This window comes from Paenibacillus sp. 3LSP (genome assembly GCF_032465655.1).
GTDB lineage: Bacteria > Bacillota > Bacilli > Paenibacillales > Paenibacillaceae > Fontibacillus > Fontibacillus barengoltzii.
In genome coordinates this window covers 1-19,479 of sequence record NZ_JAWDJI010000273.1, presented here as the reverse complement: position 1 = coordinate 19,479, position 19,479 = coordinate 1, and the positions used below count along the sequence as shown (strand labels likewise).

Genomic DNA, 19,479 nt, shown 5'->3' with positions numbered 1-19,479 from the left:
CGTCAGGGCCAAGACCGAAGCGCGGTTCGGCCAGCAGAAATGACAGCGTCGTCCAAAACACGCTGAAGGCGGCGAACATCATGCCGCCGTTCAGCGCCGCTTCGCGCAGCAGCGGCAAATCTTTAATGAGTGACGCCATCGAGCGGAACAAATCCCCATACCCGGCTGTGGTCGCGGACGGGGACTTGGGCAGGCGGAACGCTAAGAAGAAGGCCAGAAGGATCATGAGGCCGGAGGCGATGAAATAAACAGCCGGCCAGCCGAGATATTCGCCCACCAGCCCGCTGAACGTCCGGGAGACGAGAATCCCGATCAGCAGTCCGCTCATGACGGTGCCGATGATCCGGCCGCGCTCCTTCGGGTCGGCCAGTTGTGCAGCGAGGGGCACGATCAGCTGAGGGACGATGGAAGTGAAGCCCACAGCGAACGAGGCGATGCTCAGGATGAGGCTGTTCCAGGCAAAGGCCAGAAACAGAAGGGCGCCAGCGGAGCAGACGAGCATGAACAGGATCAGCTTTTTTTTCTCACGGATATCGGCCAGCGGCAGGATCATCAGCATCCCAAGGGCATAACCGACTTGCGTCAGGGTGGCCGCATACCCCACCTGGGATTGCGTAACACCAAACGAGCCGGCAATCTCTGCCAGCAGCGGTTGAATGTAATAGAGATTCGCCACTGCGATACCGGCGGTGACCGCCATGATCAATACTAGAAACCGGCTCAGACGAATCGGCGTGCTATCGGCAGGCATCTTGTTTCGGCCCCTCCTTTCGACAAATTGGGCAAAAAAACAACCTAAGTCCTGTGGAAACGGGGCTTAGGTTGTTTCGCTTATGGACTCTAAGCTTATGGCAAAATGTTCCCTGCCGCACGGTAAATTTCGTACCATTCTTCACGGGTCAAGCGGACGTCGCTGGCTTTGATGCAGTCTTTCAAGCGGTCGATGTTCATCGTACCGATGACCGGTTGCATTTGGGCCGGATGACGCAGCAGCCACGCGATGGCGATCGTCGTATTGGTCACACCGTATTTCGCGGCGATTTCGTCAATTTTTTGGTTCAGCTCAGGGAACTTCTCGTTGCCGAGGAAGACGCCCTCAAAGAAACCGTATTGGAACGGCGACCACGGTTGAATCGTGATATCGTTCAAGCGGCAGAAGTCCAGTACGCTGCCGTCACGGTTAATCGCGGCTTCGTTTTCCATATTTACGTTAATGCCCGCCGAGATCATCGTGGTGTTCGTGATGCTCAGCTGCAGCTGATTGGCGACAATCGGCTGTTTCACGTATTTTTGCAGCAGTTGGATTTGCATAGGGTTCTGGTTGGATACGCCGAAATGACGTACTTTACCCGAGCTATGTAACTGGTCGAACGCCTCAGCAACCTCCTCAGGTTCTACCAAGGCATCCGGACGGTGCAACAGCAGAACGTCCAGATAATCGGTTCTCAGACGCTTCAGAATGCCGTCAACCGACGACAAAATATGCTCTTTTGAGAAGTCAAAGAACCCTTGGCGAATGCCGCACTTTGATTGCAGGATAATTTTCTCCCGAATCTCCGGGTTCATATGAATTGCATCGGCGAAGATCTCCTCACAGGAGCCGCCGCCGTAGATATCCGCGTGGTCAAAAAAGTTAGCGCCTTCTTCCAGCGCGGTTTGAACGAAACGTTCCGCTCCGGCTTTGTCCAGCGAATTAATTCGCATGCAGCCGACAGCGATGACAGGGACTTCCAGTGTACTCGTACCAAGCTTGATCGTCTTCATGAATCGGATCCTCCTCTATGAATAGGAATAGATGATGAATTCACCCGGGCCGGATAAGTAAAAAATCAATTCAAATCCAGTTCTACTCCTGGCGCCTGGATGCCCCCATCATTGTGACACAGAAGATCGACGGATTCAAGAGCCGGCAGACGCTTGAATGAAAAACAACCCCAAAAGGCTGCCGGATCATGCTCCGGCAGCCGTAAGCGGAAAGGAAGGGAAGCCCTTGATCGTTAACGGAGGGCTCCGCTGGCAGCAGCAACGCGTTTGTCTTTCAGCACAACGTTGTTGCTGTACAACATCGAGTCGCTGCTCAATCGGTAAGTTGGGTAATTTTCATGGGCATATAAACGTAAGACGTCGTCAAACAAAACTTCTTGCTGGCGATCCACCAGGAAAGTGAAGCCGCCGGATTCAAATGCAATGTCAGTAGGAAGCGGTTCGCTGACCAAATGCAACGAATAGACGCCAGCTGCGCTGCACCCTTCCGATTCGCCAACCAGCTTGAAGTATCCCGGTTGACCGCCTAAACTTTGGGCGAGTTTTTCTTTCGTCAGGTTTGTCATGTCTACTCTCATTTGGCACACATCCTTTAAGATTTATTTATATTTACTAAAATTAAATTGTCTACAATTCATTTATAAACGATTTAATATAAAATGTCAAGTGGGGGAAAGATCACTTGTACATCGAAGAGCTGAGCGTATAATAGTGACTATGATTTCGAAAGTTCAAAAATACAACGCAAAGGACTGCAGCGAGCATGGAACTCATTGAGAAAAAACGGGCAGAGGAATTGCTGAACGCTTTTGTTGGATCTGATGTGTATCTGCATAGTGAAGCTACTTCGTATTTATTTGTCCGCAACTTTAAGGTCAGCTTGACCGCTGCATTTATTGCCGGGGAAGGACCTTACCGCGCGGCCTTAAGGTTTGATGGGCACGGTTGGCTGCGGATTGAAGGGCTGACGCATATGGAGCTGGACGAGCAAGGACGTCTTCTGCTGGAAGGTTTTGATGACCAGGGACGTATGGATGTTGCACTCCATTTGGGAAGGGAGCCGTTTCCGGAATGAATACGATCAATTCACTCCCTCTTAAGGGACGTAAACTGCTGGCGGTATTCGCTCACCCTGACGACGAGTCGTTTATTTGTGGAGGCACGCTGGCTAAATATGCTGCTGAAGGCGCAGAGGTTACGGTTGTGAGTGCCACCCGCGGCGAGATGGGGCGGAGAATGGGCAATCCGCCGTATTTGAACCGGGAGACGATTGCGGCGGCTCGAGAAGTGGAACTGCGTCAGGCGTGTAACCATTTGGGCGTACATGAATTGAAGTTCCTGGATATTCGGGATAAGACCGTAGAATTTATAGATGAAGAACAGCTAATCGGACGGATCGAAGCAATGATGCATGAGATTCAGCCCGATGTGGTGCTCACCTTCCACGAGAAGTTGGGCGGGCACCCGGACCATTGTGCGATTGGCAAAGCGACCACAGCTGCATTTCGCCGGTACGGGCAAGGCGCGCTGTACTTTGTCTCCTTCGGTGATATGATGCAACAGCCAGGCAAGTACGGTTATACCTCAGCTGACATCGTTCAAGTGGATGTCCAAGAGCATTTGAAGGCCAAGCTGGCCGCCTTCCGCGCCCATCGCTGCCAATCGGAGCTGATGGAATGGGTTTGGCAACGGGATGACCGAGCGCTGCGGAACCTCGGACGTTACGAGTATTTTATTCGCGGCAACGAGTCGCAGACGGGCAAGGATTCACTTTTCTAGGGAAAAAAAAGTAAAAAACAACTGTTCGCCATAATGGCAGAATAACCGAATCTACTACATATGGATGCGCTTACCTGAATTGGGTAGGCGTATTTTTTTAACCTTTTTATGCTTGTATGCCATATAAATGGGAATATATTGAAACCTCACCCAATAGATATAAAGTCAGCAGCTTGTATAGGCTCCTTGGAAACTATGAACGGTGAGGGAGATGAGAGTTTGAGCAAGAAAGTCGTTGCAGGAATCTTAAGCTTCCTCCTCGCATTTAGTCTGCTTCTGCCGATGGCAGGAGCCGAAGGCGACGCTTTGGCGGGAGCCGATGCAAGGAGGGACGGCGTTCCTCGGCTGAATCAGGACGTCGTGACGCAGGAAGTGCTGCGTAAGCAAGTATCGGACGTTCAGCTGAAAGGCAGAGAGCAACGGGAGGTTTTGGGCCAAGCCTCTCCCGCAGGCAATAAGTTGCAGCTGGAACGCCAGAACGCCGAAGCGGCTGCGGTTCAACCGCAAAACTTCGTTCCGCTTACGGACGGCAGCGAGTTAACGACGGTGATCGTCGAGCTGCAGGAAGCGCCGTTAAAGGTGTTCGAGGCCACGCAGAGCAAAATGAAAACAAGCCAGTCGCTAAGCTCCCATAGGAAAGCGATCGATTTGCAGCAGCAAACGTTTAAGACGCAAGCGATTGGTAAATTGAAGGCCAAAATTAAGCGCGAATACGAAAATATTTTTAACGGGTATTCGTTAACACTTCCGGCCAATGAGATCGAAAACCTGCTCAAGCTTCCGGGAGTGAAGGCCGTTTATCCTAACGAAACGGTCTATGCCACGGAGGAGAATGCGTCTCCAACTGCGCCGATGGACAGCGTGACGTTTATCGGCAGCGATAACTTCTGGGCCGAAGGAAATGAAGGTCAGGGGATTAAAGTGGGCGTTATCGATACCGGCGTAGCGAAGGACCATCCCGATTTGGCGGATGCGATTCCGGGAGGGTATTGGGGTTATGACTTTGTGAACGATGATAACGAGCCCTACGAAACAACGAAGCAGGATTATTTGGATGCACGTAAGCAGGATCCTTCGTTGCCTGAGTTTGATAAAGATGGCAGAGCTTACTATACCTCGCACGGCAGCCACGTCTCGGGGATTGTCGCCGGTCGCGGCGTAGGCCTAGACGAACTCGCGGGGACCAAAGGGGTTGCACCTGAGGCTGAAGTTTATGCCTATAAAGTGTTAGGTCCATACGGCAGCGGTTCGACGGAGAATGTGATTGCCGGGATCGAGCGTGCGGTCGTGGATGGCATGGACGTCATCAACCTGTCGCTGGGCTCCAACACGAATAACCAGCGCTCCGCTGATTCCATTGCGGTGAACAATGCGGTGAAAGCTGGCGTTGTGGCGGTGGTATCCAGTGGTAACTCCGGACCGGGAGACGCCACTGTGACCGATCCGGGCAGCTCGGAGCTGGCGATTACAGTCGGCGCATCCAAGCCGCCGCTGATCACGCCGATCATGCGGATCCCAGAGATGGGCGGAGAAGGCTTCTTCATGGACACGTTTGATAAATCCGCCGGGATTGAGGATTTGACCGAGTCTTATCCGTTGGTGGATGTAGGACTTGGGAAAGCCGAAGATTATGTTGGTAAGGATTTGACCGGGAAAATTGCTTTTATCAAACGCGGTGACATTTCCTTTGCGGAAAAGGCGCTCAACGCCCAAGGCGCGGGTGCGGCGGCCGCGATTGTGTTCAATAATGCGCCGGAAGCATTGGAAAGCGGGACGTTGGGAGACGCCGACGTTCAAATCCCCGTATATGCCCTTTCTGGAGCATATGGGAACCGAATTCTTGACGCGCTGAAAGAACAGGAGCTGTCTGCAGAATTCAGTACGACAGTAGAAGAAGATATTATGGCGGGCTTCAGCTCGCGTGGACCGGCCAAACCGGGGTATGACCTTAAACCGGACATCTCCGCGCCAGGGATGGGCATTGTCTCCAGCGTGCCGGAGTATGAAGGCTGGTATGCCGCCCAGAACGGCACCAGTATGGCCGCACCGCATATTGCAGGTGCAGTCGCTCTCGTGCTGCAAAAGTATCCAAACCTGACACCTTACGAAGTAAAGTCCTTATTGATGAATAATACCGTAAAGCTTAGCGATCGGAACGGTGACCGATATACTCATATGGATCAAGGAGCCGGACGGGTCGCGCTGGATCAGGTTCTGGGGGCCAAAGCAGTAGCGATGGTGGAGGATTCGACCTCGAACGTGGATGGGGATTTCCCAGAGACTTTTTATACAGGCAGCTTGTCGTTTGGTTATGTGGGCAATGGCTTTTCTGCGAAGCAGCATGTGATCGTGAAGGATATCGTTGGGGAGCCCTCAACTTACACGGTCAGCTCGCAGTGGTATGACGGTGTGCCGATTGACCTGACTCTGTCCGCGGCGGAGGTTGCGGTCAGCGCCGGCGGGGAAACCGGCTTTGACGTTACCGTTGCCGTACCGGAAGAAGCCGTGAATCAGCGATATGAAGGTGAAGTGATCCTGACGGAAACGGCAACCGGGCATGTGATCAACTTGCCGGTATCAGTCTATGTTGGTGATACGCCGCAGATGGATGTGGTGACGGATGTTGATCTAACGAACAACCCGATTTCGCCAAATCGCGATGGACTTTTTGATACCACTGACATCTCGTTTACGGTAAACGAGTATGCCGACTACTTCTCCCTGGAAGTCCATGATCTGAACGGTAATTGGCTGGGCGTGATCCTGGAAACGGATGAAGGCATTGATCCCGGAAGCTATACCGTGAGAGGTTGGGACGGTAGTATTCTTGATGAAAATTACGACGAAGTGTTGCTTCCCGATGGCGGATACCTGCTGATTCCTTACACTGGAACATCCTTATATGATTCCATTCCTTCGGAAGACTCGGCGTATGTCTTCTTCGTCGACACGCAGGCACCCGTATCTCATCTTAGTGATCCGCCATTAAAAGTGAGAGCTTCCGGTCAAACGGGAGTTATCTCCGGCGAAGTGACGCAGGATATGCTGATTAATTATCTCGTGACCTTCGGCGGGCTGGATATGGAGCTTGTGATTGGGGTTGAGGCATGGTATGCAGATCCCGAGGGCAATGTTGATTTTCAATACGGAACCATCGATAACCAGGGGAATTTCAAAATTGAGGTTCCTGTATATCCTGGCGACAACGAATATGAGGTGCACATCTATGACTTGGCCGGGAATGGGTTCTTTGATCCAGCTCATGTGTTCAACTACAATCACGCAATAGAGCCGGAATTGATCGTTAACACTGAAAATCTGACGCTTCAAGCAGGCGAAAGCAAAGGGCTCACTGTAACGTATAAAGCGGTAAACGGTGAAGAGAGCGACGTGACAACGGAAGCGGGATATACCGTGGCAGACTCCGCGATCGCGACAGTTGACCAAGGTGTCGTAACCGGGGTAGCGGAAGGTACGACGACGATTGAGGTTGTATACGAAGGGCTCTCGAAGACCGTTAATGTGACCGTAACCGCTGAAGGCAGCGAACCACCAGAACCAGAACCCGAACCCGAACCAGAACCAGGGGAACCTTCGCTGATCGTCACACCACCTTCTCTGACCCTGAAAGTTGGTAACAGCAGCCCGTTAACCGTGACTTATCGGGATGGAGATGGCAATGAGACCACGGTAACGGATGCAGTTTATGAATCGGCAAATCCACAAATTGCTGATGTTACAGCTACGGGACTAGTTACAGCTTTGAAAGCAGGCTCAACCACGATCAACGTGACGGCTCAAGGCTTGTCGAAGTCCGTTCCCGTCACAGTCACCCCAGTCACCCCGCCTAACAATGGCGGTGGAGGGAATGGCGGCGGCAACGGTGGTGGCGGCGGCGGCTCCAGCGGCGGCGGCTCTACTTCTACGACAACAACGACGCCAGCTCCACCAGCCAAACCGGTAATTCCTATGGATGCCATTCCGATCAAGACAGGCGAACCAACGGTAGTGAAGCTGCCGAATGGGTTTACACTAACGATTCCGGAAGGGGCAATTACTTCCCCGGATGCCGCTTACGTACAGGTCACGCCGGCAACGGAGGAAGAAACGAAGAAGCTGTTGGAAGGCTTGAAGCTGCCAGCAGGGGTTCAAGCGTTCGGAATCTACTATGACATCAACGTCTTAACGAAAGACGGGAAGGTACTGGAAAATATCCAGCTCAGCAAGCCGGCAGAAGCGGCGATTCCGCTGACGGCATTAAATGCCGGAGCCATCCATGGCGGGAAGTTCAGCCTGTTCAAGCTGGGAGACAACGGAGAAATCACTCAATTCTTCGGTCGATTGAAGAACGGTAACGTGGTTGCGAATCTGTACGGCTTTAGCCGGTACATCTATCTGGCTAAGAACGTCACCTTTGCTGATGTTACCCCAGCGAAGTTTGCGTGGGCAGTGGATGCGATCGAGATTCTGGCATCCAAAGACATTCTTGCTGGATCCATGGATGGCAATTTCCATCCGACCACGCAAGTTACTCGGGCGGAATTCGTATCCATGTTGGTACGTGCACTGGAACTGAAGGCTGATCCAAACGAAGTCAGCGTCATTTCCTTCCAGGACGTTCCTGCCGGAAGCTGGTACGAGGAGGCTGTGAAGATTGCGACATCCAAGGGGCTGATCAGCGGTTATTCCAACGGTACCTTTGCACCGGACCAACCGATTACGCGCGCTGAAATCGCAGTGGTCTTGGCGAAGGCGCTGGAGGTTTTGGGCCAATCGGCAGGGGAAGGCGGAGCAAATTACAGCTTTGCCGACCAAGCTCGCATTCCGTCTTGGGCCGCTGAGGCGGTTGCCAAAGTCACGAGCCTTGGCATCATGAACGGCAAAGCAGAAAGCCGCTTCGAGGCCGCATCGCCAACGACTCGCGCTGAAGCAGCCGTTGTGGTATACCGCATCTTCAAGGACTTTACTCATTAAAAGATTTGATCGTTCCGCCGTCGGCACGCATGAGGCCGGCGGCGCTTTTCATATACATGAGGGAAGGTTCGATCTCACCGAAGGAGCGTGGACAAGTGGAACAGAAAGTGCGTCGTTATCATGAACTCAAACAGCTGCAGAAAGAAACAGAACAAGAGCTGACCGCATTACGCAGCGAAATTTTAGAACATTTTCAGGAACAAGGCATTTCGGAACTGGACGTCGGGGAATACCGGGTTAGAACGATCCATCAGGAACGGAAGGAGTACGATGACCGCAAGCTTTACGAAGCGCTTCCCGATCCTGGCGTATGGAGATTGGTTTCCAAAGCGGATGCCCAGAAGATCGCCGGACTCATCAAGCTGAACGTAATCCCTGCGGAAAAGCTGGAAGGGACGTTCTCCATCAAACAAGTTACGTTGGTGCAGGTGGATAAGAAGTAGAAGCATCGGCAAGAATCCCCAAATGTGACGCAACACTTGCCAGGGAGCAGCTGACCGCTCGCAGTGTGAATGATATCAAAATGGCAGAGGAAGAAGATGAACGAGGGTGTTCCTTAGGGGAGCCCGCTTTGTTTGCAGGTGATCTTCAAAACGACATATCCGTCGTAAAAACCACATATTTACCCCTCATGCAGCCATCAACTATCGTTAGGAGGAACAAGCTTAGAGGGGGAACTGACGATGTTACCATGGTTTGAAGACGCGAAGCTGGGGATCTTTATCCATTATGGAATTTATGCGGTTGACGGTGTTTCTGAATCTTGGTCCTTTCATAACGGCGTGATTTCCTATGAGGATTACATGAAACAGTTAAACGGGTTTACAGCTTCCCGGTTTGATGCCGACCAATGGGCGGAATTGATCGAGAAATCCGGGGCGAAGTACGCGGTGTTGACGACAAAACATCATGACGGCGTCGCGCTGTTTGATACTCAGTATAGCGATTTGAGCGTGGTCAAGCGAACCCCGGCCCAACGTGACATCGTGAAAGAGTACGCCGAAGCGATCAAGAAGCGGGGGATTCGGCTCGGTTTGTACTATTCGCTGATCGACTGGTCGCATCCGGATTATCCTAGCGTGTATCCAGGTGGTGTCGTGCCTGAGGATCTGAGCCAAGTGAATCGTTTCTCGGAACCGCTGGACGGTAACCAGGACGAAGCGAAGTGGCAGAAATTTTTGCAATTTAATCGTCACCAGCTGAGCGAACTGTTAACGAAATATGGCAAGGTTGATTTGCTCTGGTTCGACGGGGATTGGGAACGAAGTGCGGAGCAATGGGGATTGCCGGAGTTTAAGCAGTATTTGCTGTCTTTTAACCCCGATCTGATCATCAACTCGCGCCTCGCCGGCTACGGGGATTATAAAACGCCGGAGCAAGGACTGCCAATCACAAGACCCGAGGGACCTTGGGAGTTCTGCACGACGATTAACACCTCATGGGGTTATCAACACAAAGATCACAAATATAAATCGTTAAAACAAATCATCCGCATGTTCTGCGACTGCATCTCCATGGGCGGCAACATGTTGTTAAATATCGGTCCCCGCGAGGACGGGACGATCGATCCGAGACAAGCCGACATTCTGCTTGGGCTAGGCGATTGGATTCGCACGCATAAAGAAGCGGTGTACGGAACCGTCGAAGGGATTATGACCCGTTATTGGTTGGGCGGAAGCACATTAACGAAAGATCGCAAGACGTTGTATCTGTTCGTTTACGATGACCCGAAGGAAAGCGTCTGCCTTAAGGGCTTATGTAATTCGATCCAGAAAGTGACCGTGCTCCATTCGGGTAAAGAACTGAAACATGAAATTCATGGCGGGGTGCCCTGGTTTAATATTCCGGGTACGACATGGATTTACTTAACACCGGAAGATTGTCATGAGCATGTTACCGTACTGAAGCTGGAGTTTGCGGAGCCAGTTGAAATGTACGGCGGCTCAGGTGCTGTTGTCACTCATAACTAAGAAAGAGAGGAATACCGATACTTCCATATCTAGTCTATGAAAACGGCCAAATGAAACGGCCGTTTTTTTGTTGCTCAATTAAACGGGTTTTTCTGAGCAATAAGCTGTAATTTTACAAACTTCACACGGGCAGATGAAACGGGTTTAACAAAACCGGTTTAATCTAGGTTCGTACTAGTACGAATTGTGGAGAGGAACGATTGAACGTGGCAACGATTGATGATGTGGCCAAGGCGGCGGGGGTTTCAAAGAGCACCGTATCCAGTGTGTTCAGCAAAAAACGCCCTATCAGCAAAGAAGTGACAGAACAGGTTCTCCGGGTGGCAAGAGAGCTGAATTACCGGCCAAACTACTGGGCCCGTAGTCTGGTGAGCAAAACGACGCGCATCATCGGCCTGAACATGCAAGGCGAGCAGAAGGCGAAGATGAACCAGTTTCAGTATTCGCTGCTCAATGGCGTGTTACCTGTATGTTATGAGCAAGGATATCGCCTGTTAATCAACACCGTGTCATCGACTTATAAAAATCAGGTGGAACACATCGCCTCCGATCCGGTGGACGGTGAGATCATCCTTGATGCGGTGGTCGGGGATTCCCGAATTGACGATTGTTTACAGCGGGGGATTCCCATCGTGGTCATCGGTCGTCCGTCAGAGGAGGATCAGTCCCGGGTCTCCTATGTCGACAACGATAATGTTGGGATCGCTACGCAGGCGACACAGTACTTAATGTCGCTTGGGCACCGGCGCATTCTGTTTCTGAATGCGCCGGCGAATCGAACTGTGGCGGTTGACCGCGGGCAAGGTTACCTGAATGCATTCGAGCAGGCAGGGCTAACGCCTCCGAAGGACATGATCGTGCATAAACCGGACGGCGGCACCTCGTCTCTCACCTTTGGCTATAACACGGTATTGGCTCAGCTACGTGCGGATCCGAGTATCACCGCGGTTATTGCTGACACCGACTCGATGGCGTTAGGCGTTTACCAGGCCGCAGAGCAACTTGGGCTCTGTATACCGGAGCAGTTGTCCGTATTGTCCTTCGCCTACGACAGCCCATTGGCGCAGGAATTTTCACCGCCCCTCACCGGGGTTCGGTTACATGCCGACCAGCTCGGGCAGGAGTCCATGCTGTTATTGCTGGAGCAGCTCGAATCCGGCAAGCGTCTTGCCAAGCGAACGCTGATTCCGGCAGAGATTGTGGTACGTGGATCTTGCGCGCCACCCCAAGGATAGGATTCTAGAAGAGAAACCAAGGAGGAAATCATCCCGTGAAAAGGAAAGCGACTCATCTCATCGCACTGCTGACGATTAGTTCCATGCTGCTATCGGCCTGTGGCGGAAATAACGGTACTGCGGCGAACAGCGGAACGTCAAGCAATACTTCTACCGGAGCGCAGACAGACGCGTCGGCAGGGGACATGAAGCTGCGGATTCTATCGGCCAACGTAGGCGGCAAAACTCCGGAGGAAAACGCCAAATTTGAGCAGGAAATCAAGCGGTTGACCGGTATCGATGTGACGATTGAGCGTCCGGCCAGCGACTATGATCAAAAGGTATTGACGGCGCTGGGTTCCGGTGAGAAATACGACCTCATTGAAGGCAGTGACCTTGGCAAACTGAACAGCTTCATCGATCAAGGCGCACTGACGGACTTAACAGACTTCGTGCAAGGATCGAGTCAATTGTCGGATCCCAGCGTCATTCCGTCCGAGGAATGGGAGCAGTTGAAAGGGAAGGACGACAACATTTATGCCGTATTCGCGAAGTTTCAAGGCGGTACGATGCCGATCGTCCGCAAGGACTGGCTGGACAAGCTGAACCTGCAGGAGCCCCAAACGCTGGACGATTACTACAACGTGCTGAAGGCGTTCAAGGAACAGGACCCGGACGGCAATGGCAAAGCCGATACTTATGGACTCAGCACCTCCGGGCTGTATGATATTCAAGGCTTTATGAGCGCGGCTGGCTTGAAATATCGCTACGTACTGAAGGACGGCAAACGGACGATTCCGTACGCGTCGGATGCCGCCATCCCGATGTACGAATGGTTTGCTAAACTGACGAAGGAAGGTATCATGGATCCGAACTTCGTCACGAACGATACCGGTAAGATGCGCAACCTTTTCTTAACCGATCGCGTTGGCATGGTTACGTACTGGGATGCTTGGGTCGGGATGTTCAACAGCACACGCAAGGAAGCCGACCCGAACACTACGTTTGAAGCGAAAGCTTTGGCTAGTGCGGCAGGACCGGATGGCAGCCTGTTGATGCGCCGCGGGGATCCTGACTACTGGATGATGCCGGTGAATGCGGAGCATCCGGATGCGGCGGAGAAGTTCCTGGAGTTCTGGCATTCCGAAGCCGGAATTATGCTGGGCAGCCTGGGGATCGAAGGCGTAGATTACACGAAGGATGGAGATCAATACACCTTGACCGCCACCGGCAAGGAGCACAACATGGACCACGGCGTACCGTTCTGGTACAACGAGAACGTGAAGCCGCCGTTCGGCAAGTTACCAGGTGTGCAGGAAGCGCAAGATCTGGTCAAGCGATATGCCACATTGGAGTTGTCTTTGCCAGGATGGGCGGATGCTGAAAAAATCGTCCAAAACTACGCGCTGAAGGCCATGTCTGGGGAAATGCCGGCAGCCGACGCTGTGAGCCAAATGCAGAGGGAGCTGAACGAAACAGCAGTAACCTGGTGGCAGCAGCGCCTTGCCGAAGGCCGGCGCATCGTGGCGGTGGGAGGCAGCGATACGCATGAGAACCATTCGCTCGTTCGGCACGGAGGGCCAACCACGCATGTGTACGTCGCAGAAGAGACGGTTGCGTCTGTGCTAGACGCCGTAAAGCGCGGGGCGGTAGTGCTGTCGATGGGGCCGGATGATACGTTCCTCACGTTGACGGTCGATGGCGTTGGTATCGGTGAGGAATTGGAGGTAGCGGATGGACGGGAAGAGGTTGAACTGGTGATCACGATTCGCGGGGCGCAGGGGGATCGCGTAAGCCTATGGTCAAACCACGGTCTGGAGCAGGAATGGATCGTAGAGGAAGAAGAGCGAGAGCTCGTGTGCCGTATGCCGGCGGATCGGTGGTTCTACCGTGTGCAAGCGCGGCGATTCTTGCCGGATTGGAAGCATGAGGTGATGACCTGCCTGACCAATCCGGTCTATCTCGCGCGGGGAACCACGGGCGAATCCGCATGAAACCAGTGATTACGGATTCCCCTTCGGTGTCTGCTAACTCGGCGGTGTTGAACCGTCCTGCCAAGGTGCTATTGGCGCAGGCGATGGCCTGTCGTTCGGCGTTTTTGCAGGATTATCCCGTTTGATCCGGTATAAGGATGGATAGCCCCCTTCGAACTATTGCATAACGTTTCTGAGCCGAGTTATTCGGGTTTCCCTGACCCAAGGGGATAATGGTGCAAAAGGGAGCGCAGACCTATCTGCCCCCCCTAATCTAAAATAAAACGCTCGATTCAACCGTTGGTTGAGCCGAGCGTTTTTTCATTTTTTTCGCCAAGCCCAAAAATACAGCGGTCGTTTCCCAAGCGTCAGAGGGGTGTAGAGCCATTTCTCCGGTGAAGATATGGGAGCCCTTCTGCCACAAACGGCGCAGAAAATAAGTCCGGATGAAGGTGGAGCGCTTTAACGACACGAGAAATCATCCTTCAAGGAGATAGGATCGCAGGCTAGACCTGCTTCTACAGCCTATGCTCCCGGACGGCTGGATGCCATAAATGTATTTTAGTCCATGTTTTATTCCCGAGAAAAAGGGTTTATAGAGAGATACATGGAATAAAAGGGTTATACATACCAGGGGATAGACGAATCAGCCAATAAAGGGTGAGCATGCATGACGTTTCTTAAAGACATTATTCTTCAGATGTTCTTTGCTCATATGCCATTTGTAATGTACAACATTTTCTACCGGGATCAGTCCCGTAACTATTCGAAGAGCTTCATTACGTTGTCCAGCGCGATATGCTTGTTTCTTTCAATGACGTTTGGCGCCTCAGTCGTCCACGGATATTTTTATGATATACGATACACGATCATTTTCTTCGGTATGATCTTTGGGGGATTGCAGACGGGATTTATCCTCTTAGCGGAGTTTCTATTATACCGTTTATATATTGGAGGCGACGGGGTGTTCATCGCGATCGTAATCATGCTGATGACGTTCCCTGGTTCTTACCTGTTGTATCGCATTTATAATCAATCGGAAAAGCGGTCATTGATCTTACTCTTGGCAGGGGTATTCTTTTCGATCACGCCGCTGGTGGCTGTTTATTTGGAAAATCCGGTATCGATCATCGATAATTTGACCTTTCACATGGTGGTCATTCCGATGCAGAACTTGGTGGGATGCTGGATGCTGATTACATTGTTTCGAAAAGCGGTCATTGAGAAGGATCTGTTTATCAGCTATGCGCAAAACGAGCGGGTGCGGGCCATTAGCCATGTCGCGGCTTCATTGGTCCACGAAGTTCGGAATCCGCTTACCGCAGTGAAAGGGTTCCTTACCTTGATCCGCGACGGGGTTTCAGACCGAGACCGAATCGAGCGCTATATTGAAATCTGCATGAGCGAGATCGCCCGGACAGAGTACATATTATCCGAGTACCTAGCGATATCTAAACCGATTGGCAATAAGCAGGAACCTACCAATCTTGAGGAATTGCTCCGGATTACGAAGGATGTCATGAGCCCATATGCCAATATGCATAATGTATTGCTTGAAATTGGGAACCCACCGGAGCCGGTCTGGATCTTAGCCAATCCCGATAAAATGAAGCAAGTCCTCGTCAATTTCATCAAAAACGCGGTCGAAGCATGCGCCGAATTGACAAATACCCGGGGCATCGTTACCTTGCGTTTGCAGGTTGAGGCGCGTAAGGTCGTTTTAACCATTCAGGATAACGGGATTGGGATGACGGAGGAGCAGGCCAAGCGGCTGGGATCCATCTATTTTTCGACGAAATCGAATGGAACAGGGCTGGGGATGACGTTCTCCTATCAGGCGATTCTTTCATTTGGCGGTACGGTGAGCGTGCAAAGCGCACCTGGAGCGGGGACGAAGTTTACAATTAGCTTGCCGATCTATAACCGGGGAGAAAAAGCAAAGGAGATGGATAAAGGATGAACAAATCCGTTGGAGAGCTTGCGGCCAAAATTGTACTCTGTGTTCTATTGTCCAGCGTGATCTTATTCTTAGGTTTTGTTGCCAGTTTGATCGTCTCTTTGGCCGGCGGCGCGCTGTTCTATGCGCCTTTGGTGCTGGTTGCGGCGGCTGTGTTGGTTGTCTTCCTGGCCTTCTTGATGTTTTTGCCGAAGCGGCATCGGCGCAAGTTGTATTTCTCGCTCCTTGCTGTCGTGATTTTGGTCAGCTTGACCACGGCGGGGTACGAGATTCGCCAGGCTTACCATCAACGCATCCCGGTCGTCAGCGACCAGGAGGTAGATATGTGGCCATATCGGCCGTTTGCTGACACGGGGAAATTGGCAGTATTGCCGGAACCTTCTCAATTGACATTAACAGAGGATTTACCGCGGCTTGACGGAGCAACAGCCCTTTATCCCTTGTATGCCGCATTTGCGCAGGCGGTATATCCTCGTCAGGAGTATGATCTCTACGATAGTGAGGTTATGGTGAATACGACGCCTGTGGCCTATAAGAATCTGATCGAAGGTCGGGCGGATATCATTTTCGCCGCTGCGCCGTCGGAGGGGCAAATCGCTGCTGCCCGCAAGCTGGGCAAGGAATTGAAGCTCACCCCAATTGGCCGTGAGGCATTTGTTTTCTTTGTGAATGCGTCGAATCCGGTAACCGGGCTAACGACAGAGCAGATCCGCGGGATCTACTCGGGGGAAATTACCCGATGGAGTGAAGTGGGGGGCCGAAATGAGCGAATCCGAGCCTTCCAGCGTCCGGAGGACAGCGGAAGCCAGACGATGCTGATCCGGGTGATGGATGGACGGGAACTGGCCACACCGCCCAAAGAGAATGTGGCTTCCGGAATGGGCGGCATCATCTCACGGACTGCGGATTACCGCAACTACAAAAACGCGCTGGGCTATTCGTTCCTATACTATGCCACGGAGATGGTGAACAACGGGAATATCCGCCTGTTGGCCATCGACGGTGTGAAGCCGGAACGAGCGACGATCGCCAGCGGAGAATATCCGTTTGCGGCTGAGTTTTATGCGGTGACGACGGGCAGCGACAATCCGAACGTGGAGAGGCTGATCGAATGGATTCAATCCTCGCAGGGGCAGTACCTAGTAGAGCAAACGGGGTACACTCCGCTTGTCCCCTAGTACGTATTGACACTCGAATTACGGATCGATAAACTAAAAACTAGGAATTAGCACTCTGCCCTGTAGAGTGCTAATATGTTGTTAGACAAGTTCCCTCATGGGGTGAAAGGAAGGAGAACCGATTCATGGCGAAAAAGCAGTTTAAAGCAGAATCCAAACGACTGCTGGAAATGATGATCAACTCGATTTACACACAGCGGGAAATTTTTCTGCGTGAGCTGATTTCGAACGCCAGCGATGCCATTGATAAAATCTATTATCGGGCGTTAACGGACGACAAGCTGGTATTTAACAAGGACGACTATTTTATTAAGATTAAGCCGGATAAAGCCAACCGGACCTTGACGATTTCCGATACCGGGATCGGCATGACCAAGGAAGAGTTGGAGAAGCACCTCGGAACGATCGCCAACAGCGGTTCGTATGCGTTTAAGAACGAAAATGAATTGAAGGACGGCCATAACATTATCGGGCAGTTTGGCGTTGGCTTCTATTCCGCGTTTATGGTCGCTGATGTGGTTACCGTGATCAGCCGGGCGCTGGGTTCGGACGAAGCTTACAAATGGGAGTCCAAAGGGGCGGACGGCTATACGATCGAACCGTATGAGAAGGAAACGGTGGGTACGGATATTATTTTGAAGATCAAAGAAAACTCCGAAGACGACCAATATGACGAGTACCTCGAGGAATACCGTTTGAAGTCGATCATCAAGAAATACTCGGATTTCATCCGTTACCCGATCAAGATGGACGTCACGAGCAGCCGGCCGAAGGAAGGCAGTGAAGGTGAATACGAGACGTTTACCGAAGAACAAACCATCAACAGCATGGTGCCAATCTGGCGCAAGAATAAATCCGAGCTGACGGAAGAGGATTATGTAAACTTCTACATGGAGAAACGCTACGGGTTCGACAAACCGGTATCGCATATCCATATCAAAGCCGACGGTGCGGTCGTGTACAACGCGATTTTGTATATTCCGGAGAAAACGCCGTTTGACTATTACACCAAGGAATACGAAAAAGGGCTGGAGCTGTACTCCAACGGCGTGCTGATCATGAACAAATGCCCGGATCTGCTGCCAGACTATTTCAGCTTTGTCAAAGGGATGGTGGATTCCGAGGATCTGTCGCTCAACATTTCTCGGGAAATGCTGCAGCATGACCGTCAGTTGAAGCTGATTGCGAAGAATATCCAAAGCAAGATCAAGGGCCAGCTGCAGACGCTGCTGAAGGAAGACCGCGAGAAATACGAGAAGTTCTATGCCTCCTTTGGCCGCCAGCTGAAGTTTGGCGTATACAACGACTACGGCGTCAACAAGGACGTGCTGCAGGATCTGCTCCTGTTCACTTCGTCCAAGGAGAAGAAGCTCGTTACGCTGGATGAATACGTCTCCCGCATGCCGGAAGACCAGAAGTATATTTATTATGCGGCCGGCGAATCGGTGGAACGGCTGGAGAAGCTGCCGCAAACGGAGCTGGTACTGGATAAAGGATATGAGATCCTGTATTTCACCGACGACATTGACGAGTTCGCGATCAAGATGATCATGAAATACAAGGATAAGGAATTTAAATCGGTATCGAGCGGGGATTTGGGCATTGAAGCCGACAATTCCGAAGATAAGGCGAATACGGATGAGAACAAGGAATTGTTCGCCGCGATGAAGGACTTGCTGTCGGGCAAGGTGAAGGAAGTCAAAGCGTCCAAACGTCTGAAATCCCATCCGGTCTGCTTATCGACGGAAGGCGAGCTGACGATCGAGATGGAAAAAGTGCTGAACTCGATGCCAGGCGCTAACGGCCAGTCGGTGAAAGCCGAGAAAGTGCTGGAGATCAACGTGAACCACGACGTCTTCCAGTCGCTGAAGAAGGCTTACGAGAACGACAAAGAGAAGCTGGCGTTGTACACGAACCTGCTCTACAATCAGGCGCTGCTGATCGAAGGGCTGCCGATCAACGATCCAGTCGAATTTACAAACGACATTTGCAAAGTGATGGTATAAAAACGGGAGAACCACCTTCCTCCGAAAAATGCGGGAGGGTGGTTCTTTTATTTTTATTCAAGCACCTGAATTTTCTTTGGCTCGCTATCCACTTGGTAAATTTGGTTGCTATGATCCTTATCGGAAAGTGTGAAATCAGCAACTACTGAGATGTCATATATACCTGGTTTATTAAATTTATAGGTATGCTTCTCTGATATCATCTCTTTCTTATCCAACGTCTGTACAACTCCGACATCCGTTCTAGTTATGGTATTTAAAGCCTTACCGTTGCTGTCTCGTATGATATAGTAAAATACCGGATCCCCAGTTGTTATCTCAATCGACTGATCGGTTGTATTTTCAAGCGTGGCATGAATGTGGAAGGACTCACCAACCTTGACTTGCTCTGGAACTCCAATATCCACAGAGATGGGAGAATGCTCCGCTTCTTCTGCAGATGTTGGAAGGGGCTCCGTTGTATCATCTCTTGATGGTTCTGGTGGAATAGCCTGACAACCGACGAAAACCAAAAGACACATAACAACAGCGAACTTTTTCAAAATCAACACCTCCTATCTGATTGACGATAGAGGACAAGTTTTTGTTTCCAAATATAATAAATAAATACCTGAATCCGTGATATTTGCTAAATCGTTCTAATGTGACGGATTCAAAATCAGAT

General features: G+C 51.4%; 15 protein-coding genes. 11 read left to right on the top strand and 4 right to left on the bottom strand.

The features are described from left to right. From RW092_RS23730 to RW092_RS23720, 3 genes are all read right to left on the bottom strand, one after another. The coding region (locus RW092_RS23730) for an MFS transporter (RefSeq protein WP_316011456.1) at nt 1-751 on the bottom strand (751 nt) is incomplete at its 3' end. Nucleotides 752-846: 95 nt separating this feature from the next. Further along, the gene (locus RW092_RS23725) at nt 847-1,764 is read right to left on the bottom strand and encodes an aldo/keto reductase (protein WP_028538701.1); all 918 of its coding nucleotides are present in this window, start codon (nt 1,762-1,764) and stop codon (nt 847-849) included. A gap of 233 nt (nt 1,765-1,997) precedes the next feature. Continuing rightward, nucleotides 1,998-2,342 carry an iron-sulfur cluster biosynthesis family protein gene (locus RW092_RS23720; protein ID WP_028538702.1) on the bottom strand — a complete coding sequence of 115 codons (345 nt, stop codon included), beginning with the start codon at nt 2,340-2,342 and terminating at the stop codon, nt 1,998-2,000. 185 nt (nt 2,343-2,527) lie between these two features. On the opposite strand from RW092_RS23720, the gene RW092_RS23715 reads away from it, so the two are divergent. The 11 genes from RW092_RS23715 to htpG all read left to right on the top strand — a co-directional run bounded on the left by RW092_RS23715 (nt 2,528) and on the right by htpG (nt 18,815). Beyond that, the gene (locus tag RW092_RS23715; RefSeq protein WP_316011455.1) at nt 2,528-2,839 is read left to right on the top strand and encodes a DUF1806 family protein; all 312 of its coding nucleotides are present in this window, start codon (nt 2,528-2,530) and stop codon (nt 2,837-2,839) included. Further along, nucleotides 2,836-3,543: a PIG-L family deacetylase gene (locus tag RW092_RS23710; protein WP_316011454.1), complete on the top strand. Its 708-nt coding sequence runs from the start codon at nt 2,836-2,838 to the stop codon at nt 3,541-3,543. The genes RW092_RS23715 and RW092_RS23710 overlap by 4 nt, the downstream gene beginning before the upstream one ends. Nucleotides 3,544-3,762: 219 nt before the next feature. Continuing rightward, nucleotides 3,763-8,517, top strand: a complete 4,755-nt coding sequence (locus tag RW092_RS23705; RefSeq protein WP_316011453.1) for a S8 family serine peptidase — start codon at nt 3,763-3,765, stop codon at nt 8,515-8,517. Nucleotides 8,518-8,612: 95 nt separating this feature from the next. Further along, nucleotides 8,613-8,960 carry a hypothetical protein gene (locus RW092_RS23700; protein ID WP_016313328.1) on the top strand — a complete coding sequence of 116 codons (348 nt, stop codon included), beginning with the start codon at nt 8,613-8,615 and terminating at the stop codon, nt 8,958-8,960. Between the two features lie 240 nt (nt 8,961-9,200). Next, nucleotides 9,201-10,487, top strand: a complete 1,287-nt coding sequence (locus RW092_RS23695) for an alpha-L-fucosidase (RefSeq protein ID WP_316011452.1) — start codon at nt 9,201-9,203, stop codon at nt 10,485-10,487. Between the two features lie 206 nt (nt 10,488-10,693). Next, the gene (locus tag RW092_RS23690) at nt 10,694-11,722 is read left to right on the top strand and encodes a LacI family DNA-binding transcriptional regulator (protein ID WP_085169357.1); all 1,029 of its coding nucleotides are present in this window, start codon (nt 10,694-10,696) and stop codon (nt 11,720-11,722) included. 35 nt (nt 11,723-11,757) lie between these two features. Continuing rightward, nucleotides 11,758-13,695 carry an extracellular solute-binding protein gene (locus RW092_RS23685; protein ID WP_316011451.1) on the top strand — a complete coding sequence of 646 codons (1,938 nt, stop codon included), beginning with the start codon at nt 11,758-11,760 and terminating at the stop codon, nt 13,693-13,695. Continuing rightward, a complete protein-coding gene (locus RW092_RS23680) occupies nt 13,692-13,820 on the top strand; it encodes a hypothetical protein (RefSeq protein WP_316011450.1) in 129 nt (42 codons plus the stop codon). The genes RW092_RS23685 and RW092_RS23680 overlap by 4 nt, the downstream gene beginning before the upstream one ends. A gap of 524 nt (nt 13,821-14,344) precedes the next feature. Beyond that, a complete protein-coding gene (locus RW092_RS23675; protein WP_316011449.1) occupies nt 14,345-15,634 on the top strand; it encodes an ATP-binding protein in 1,290 nt (429 codons plus the stop codon). Then, entirely contained in the window at nt 15,631-16,809 is a 1,179-nt protein-coding gene (locus RW092_RS23670) for a PstS family phosphate ABC transporter substrate-binding protein (RefSeq protein WP_316011448.1), read from the top strand. The genes RW092_RS23675 and RW092_RS23670 overlap by 4 nt, the downstream gene beginning before the upstream one ends. A gap of 125 nt (nt 16,810-16,934) precedes the next feature. Further along, on the top strand, nt 16,935-18,815 hold the full coding sequence (htpG, locus tag RW092_RS23665; protein ID WP_016313319.1) for a molecular chaperone HtpG: 1,881 nt from the start codon (nt 16,935-16,937) through the stop codon (nt 18,813-18,815). A gap of 53 nt (nt 18,816-18,868) precedes the next feature. Here htpG and RW092_RS23660 read toward each other — a convergent pair whose 3' ends face one another. Then, the gene (locus RW092_RS23660) at nt 18,869-19,357 is read right to left on the bottom strand and encodes a hypothetical protein (RefSeq protein ID WP_028538713.1); all 489 of its coding nucleotides are present in this window, start codon (nt 19,355-19,357) and stop codon (nt 18,869-18,871) included. Nucleotides 19,358-19,479: the final 122 nt, after the last annotated feature.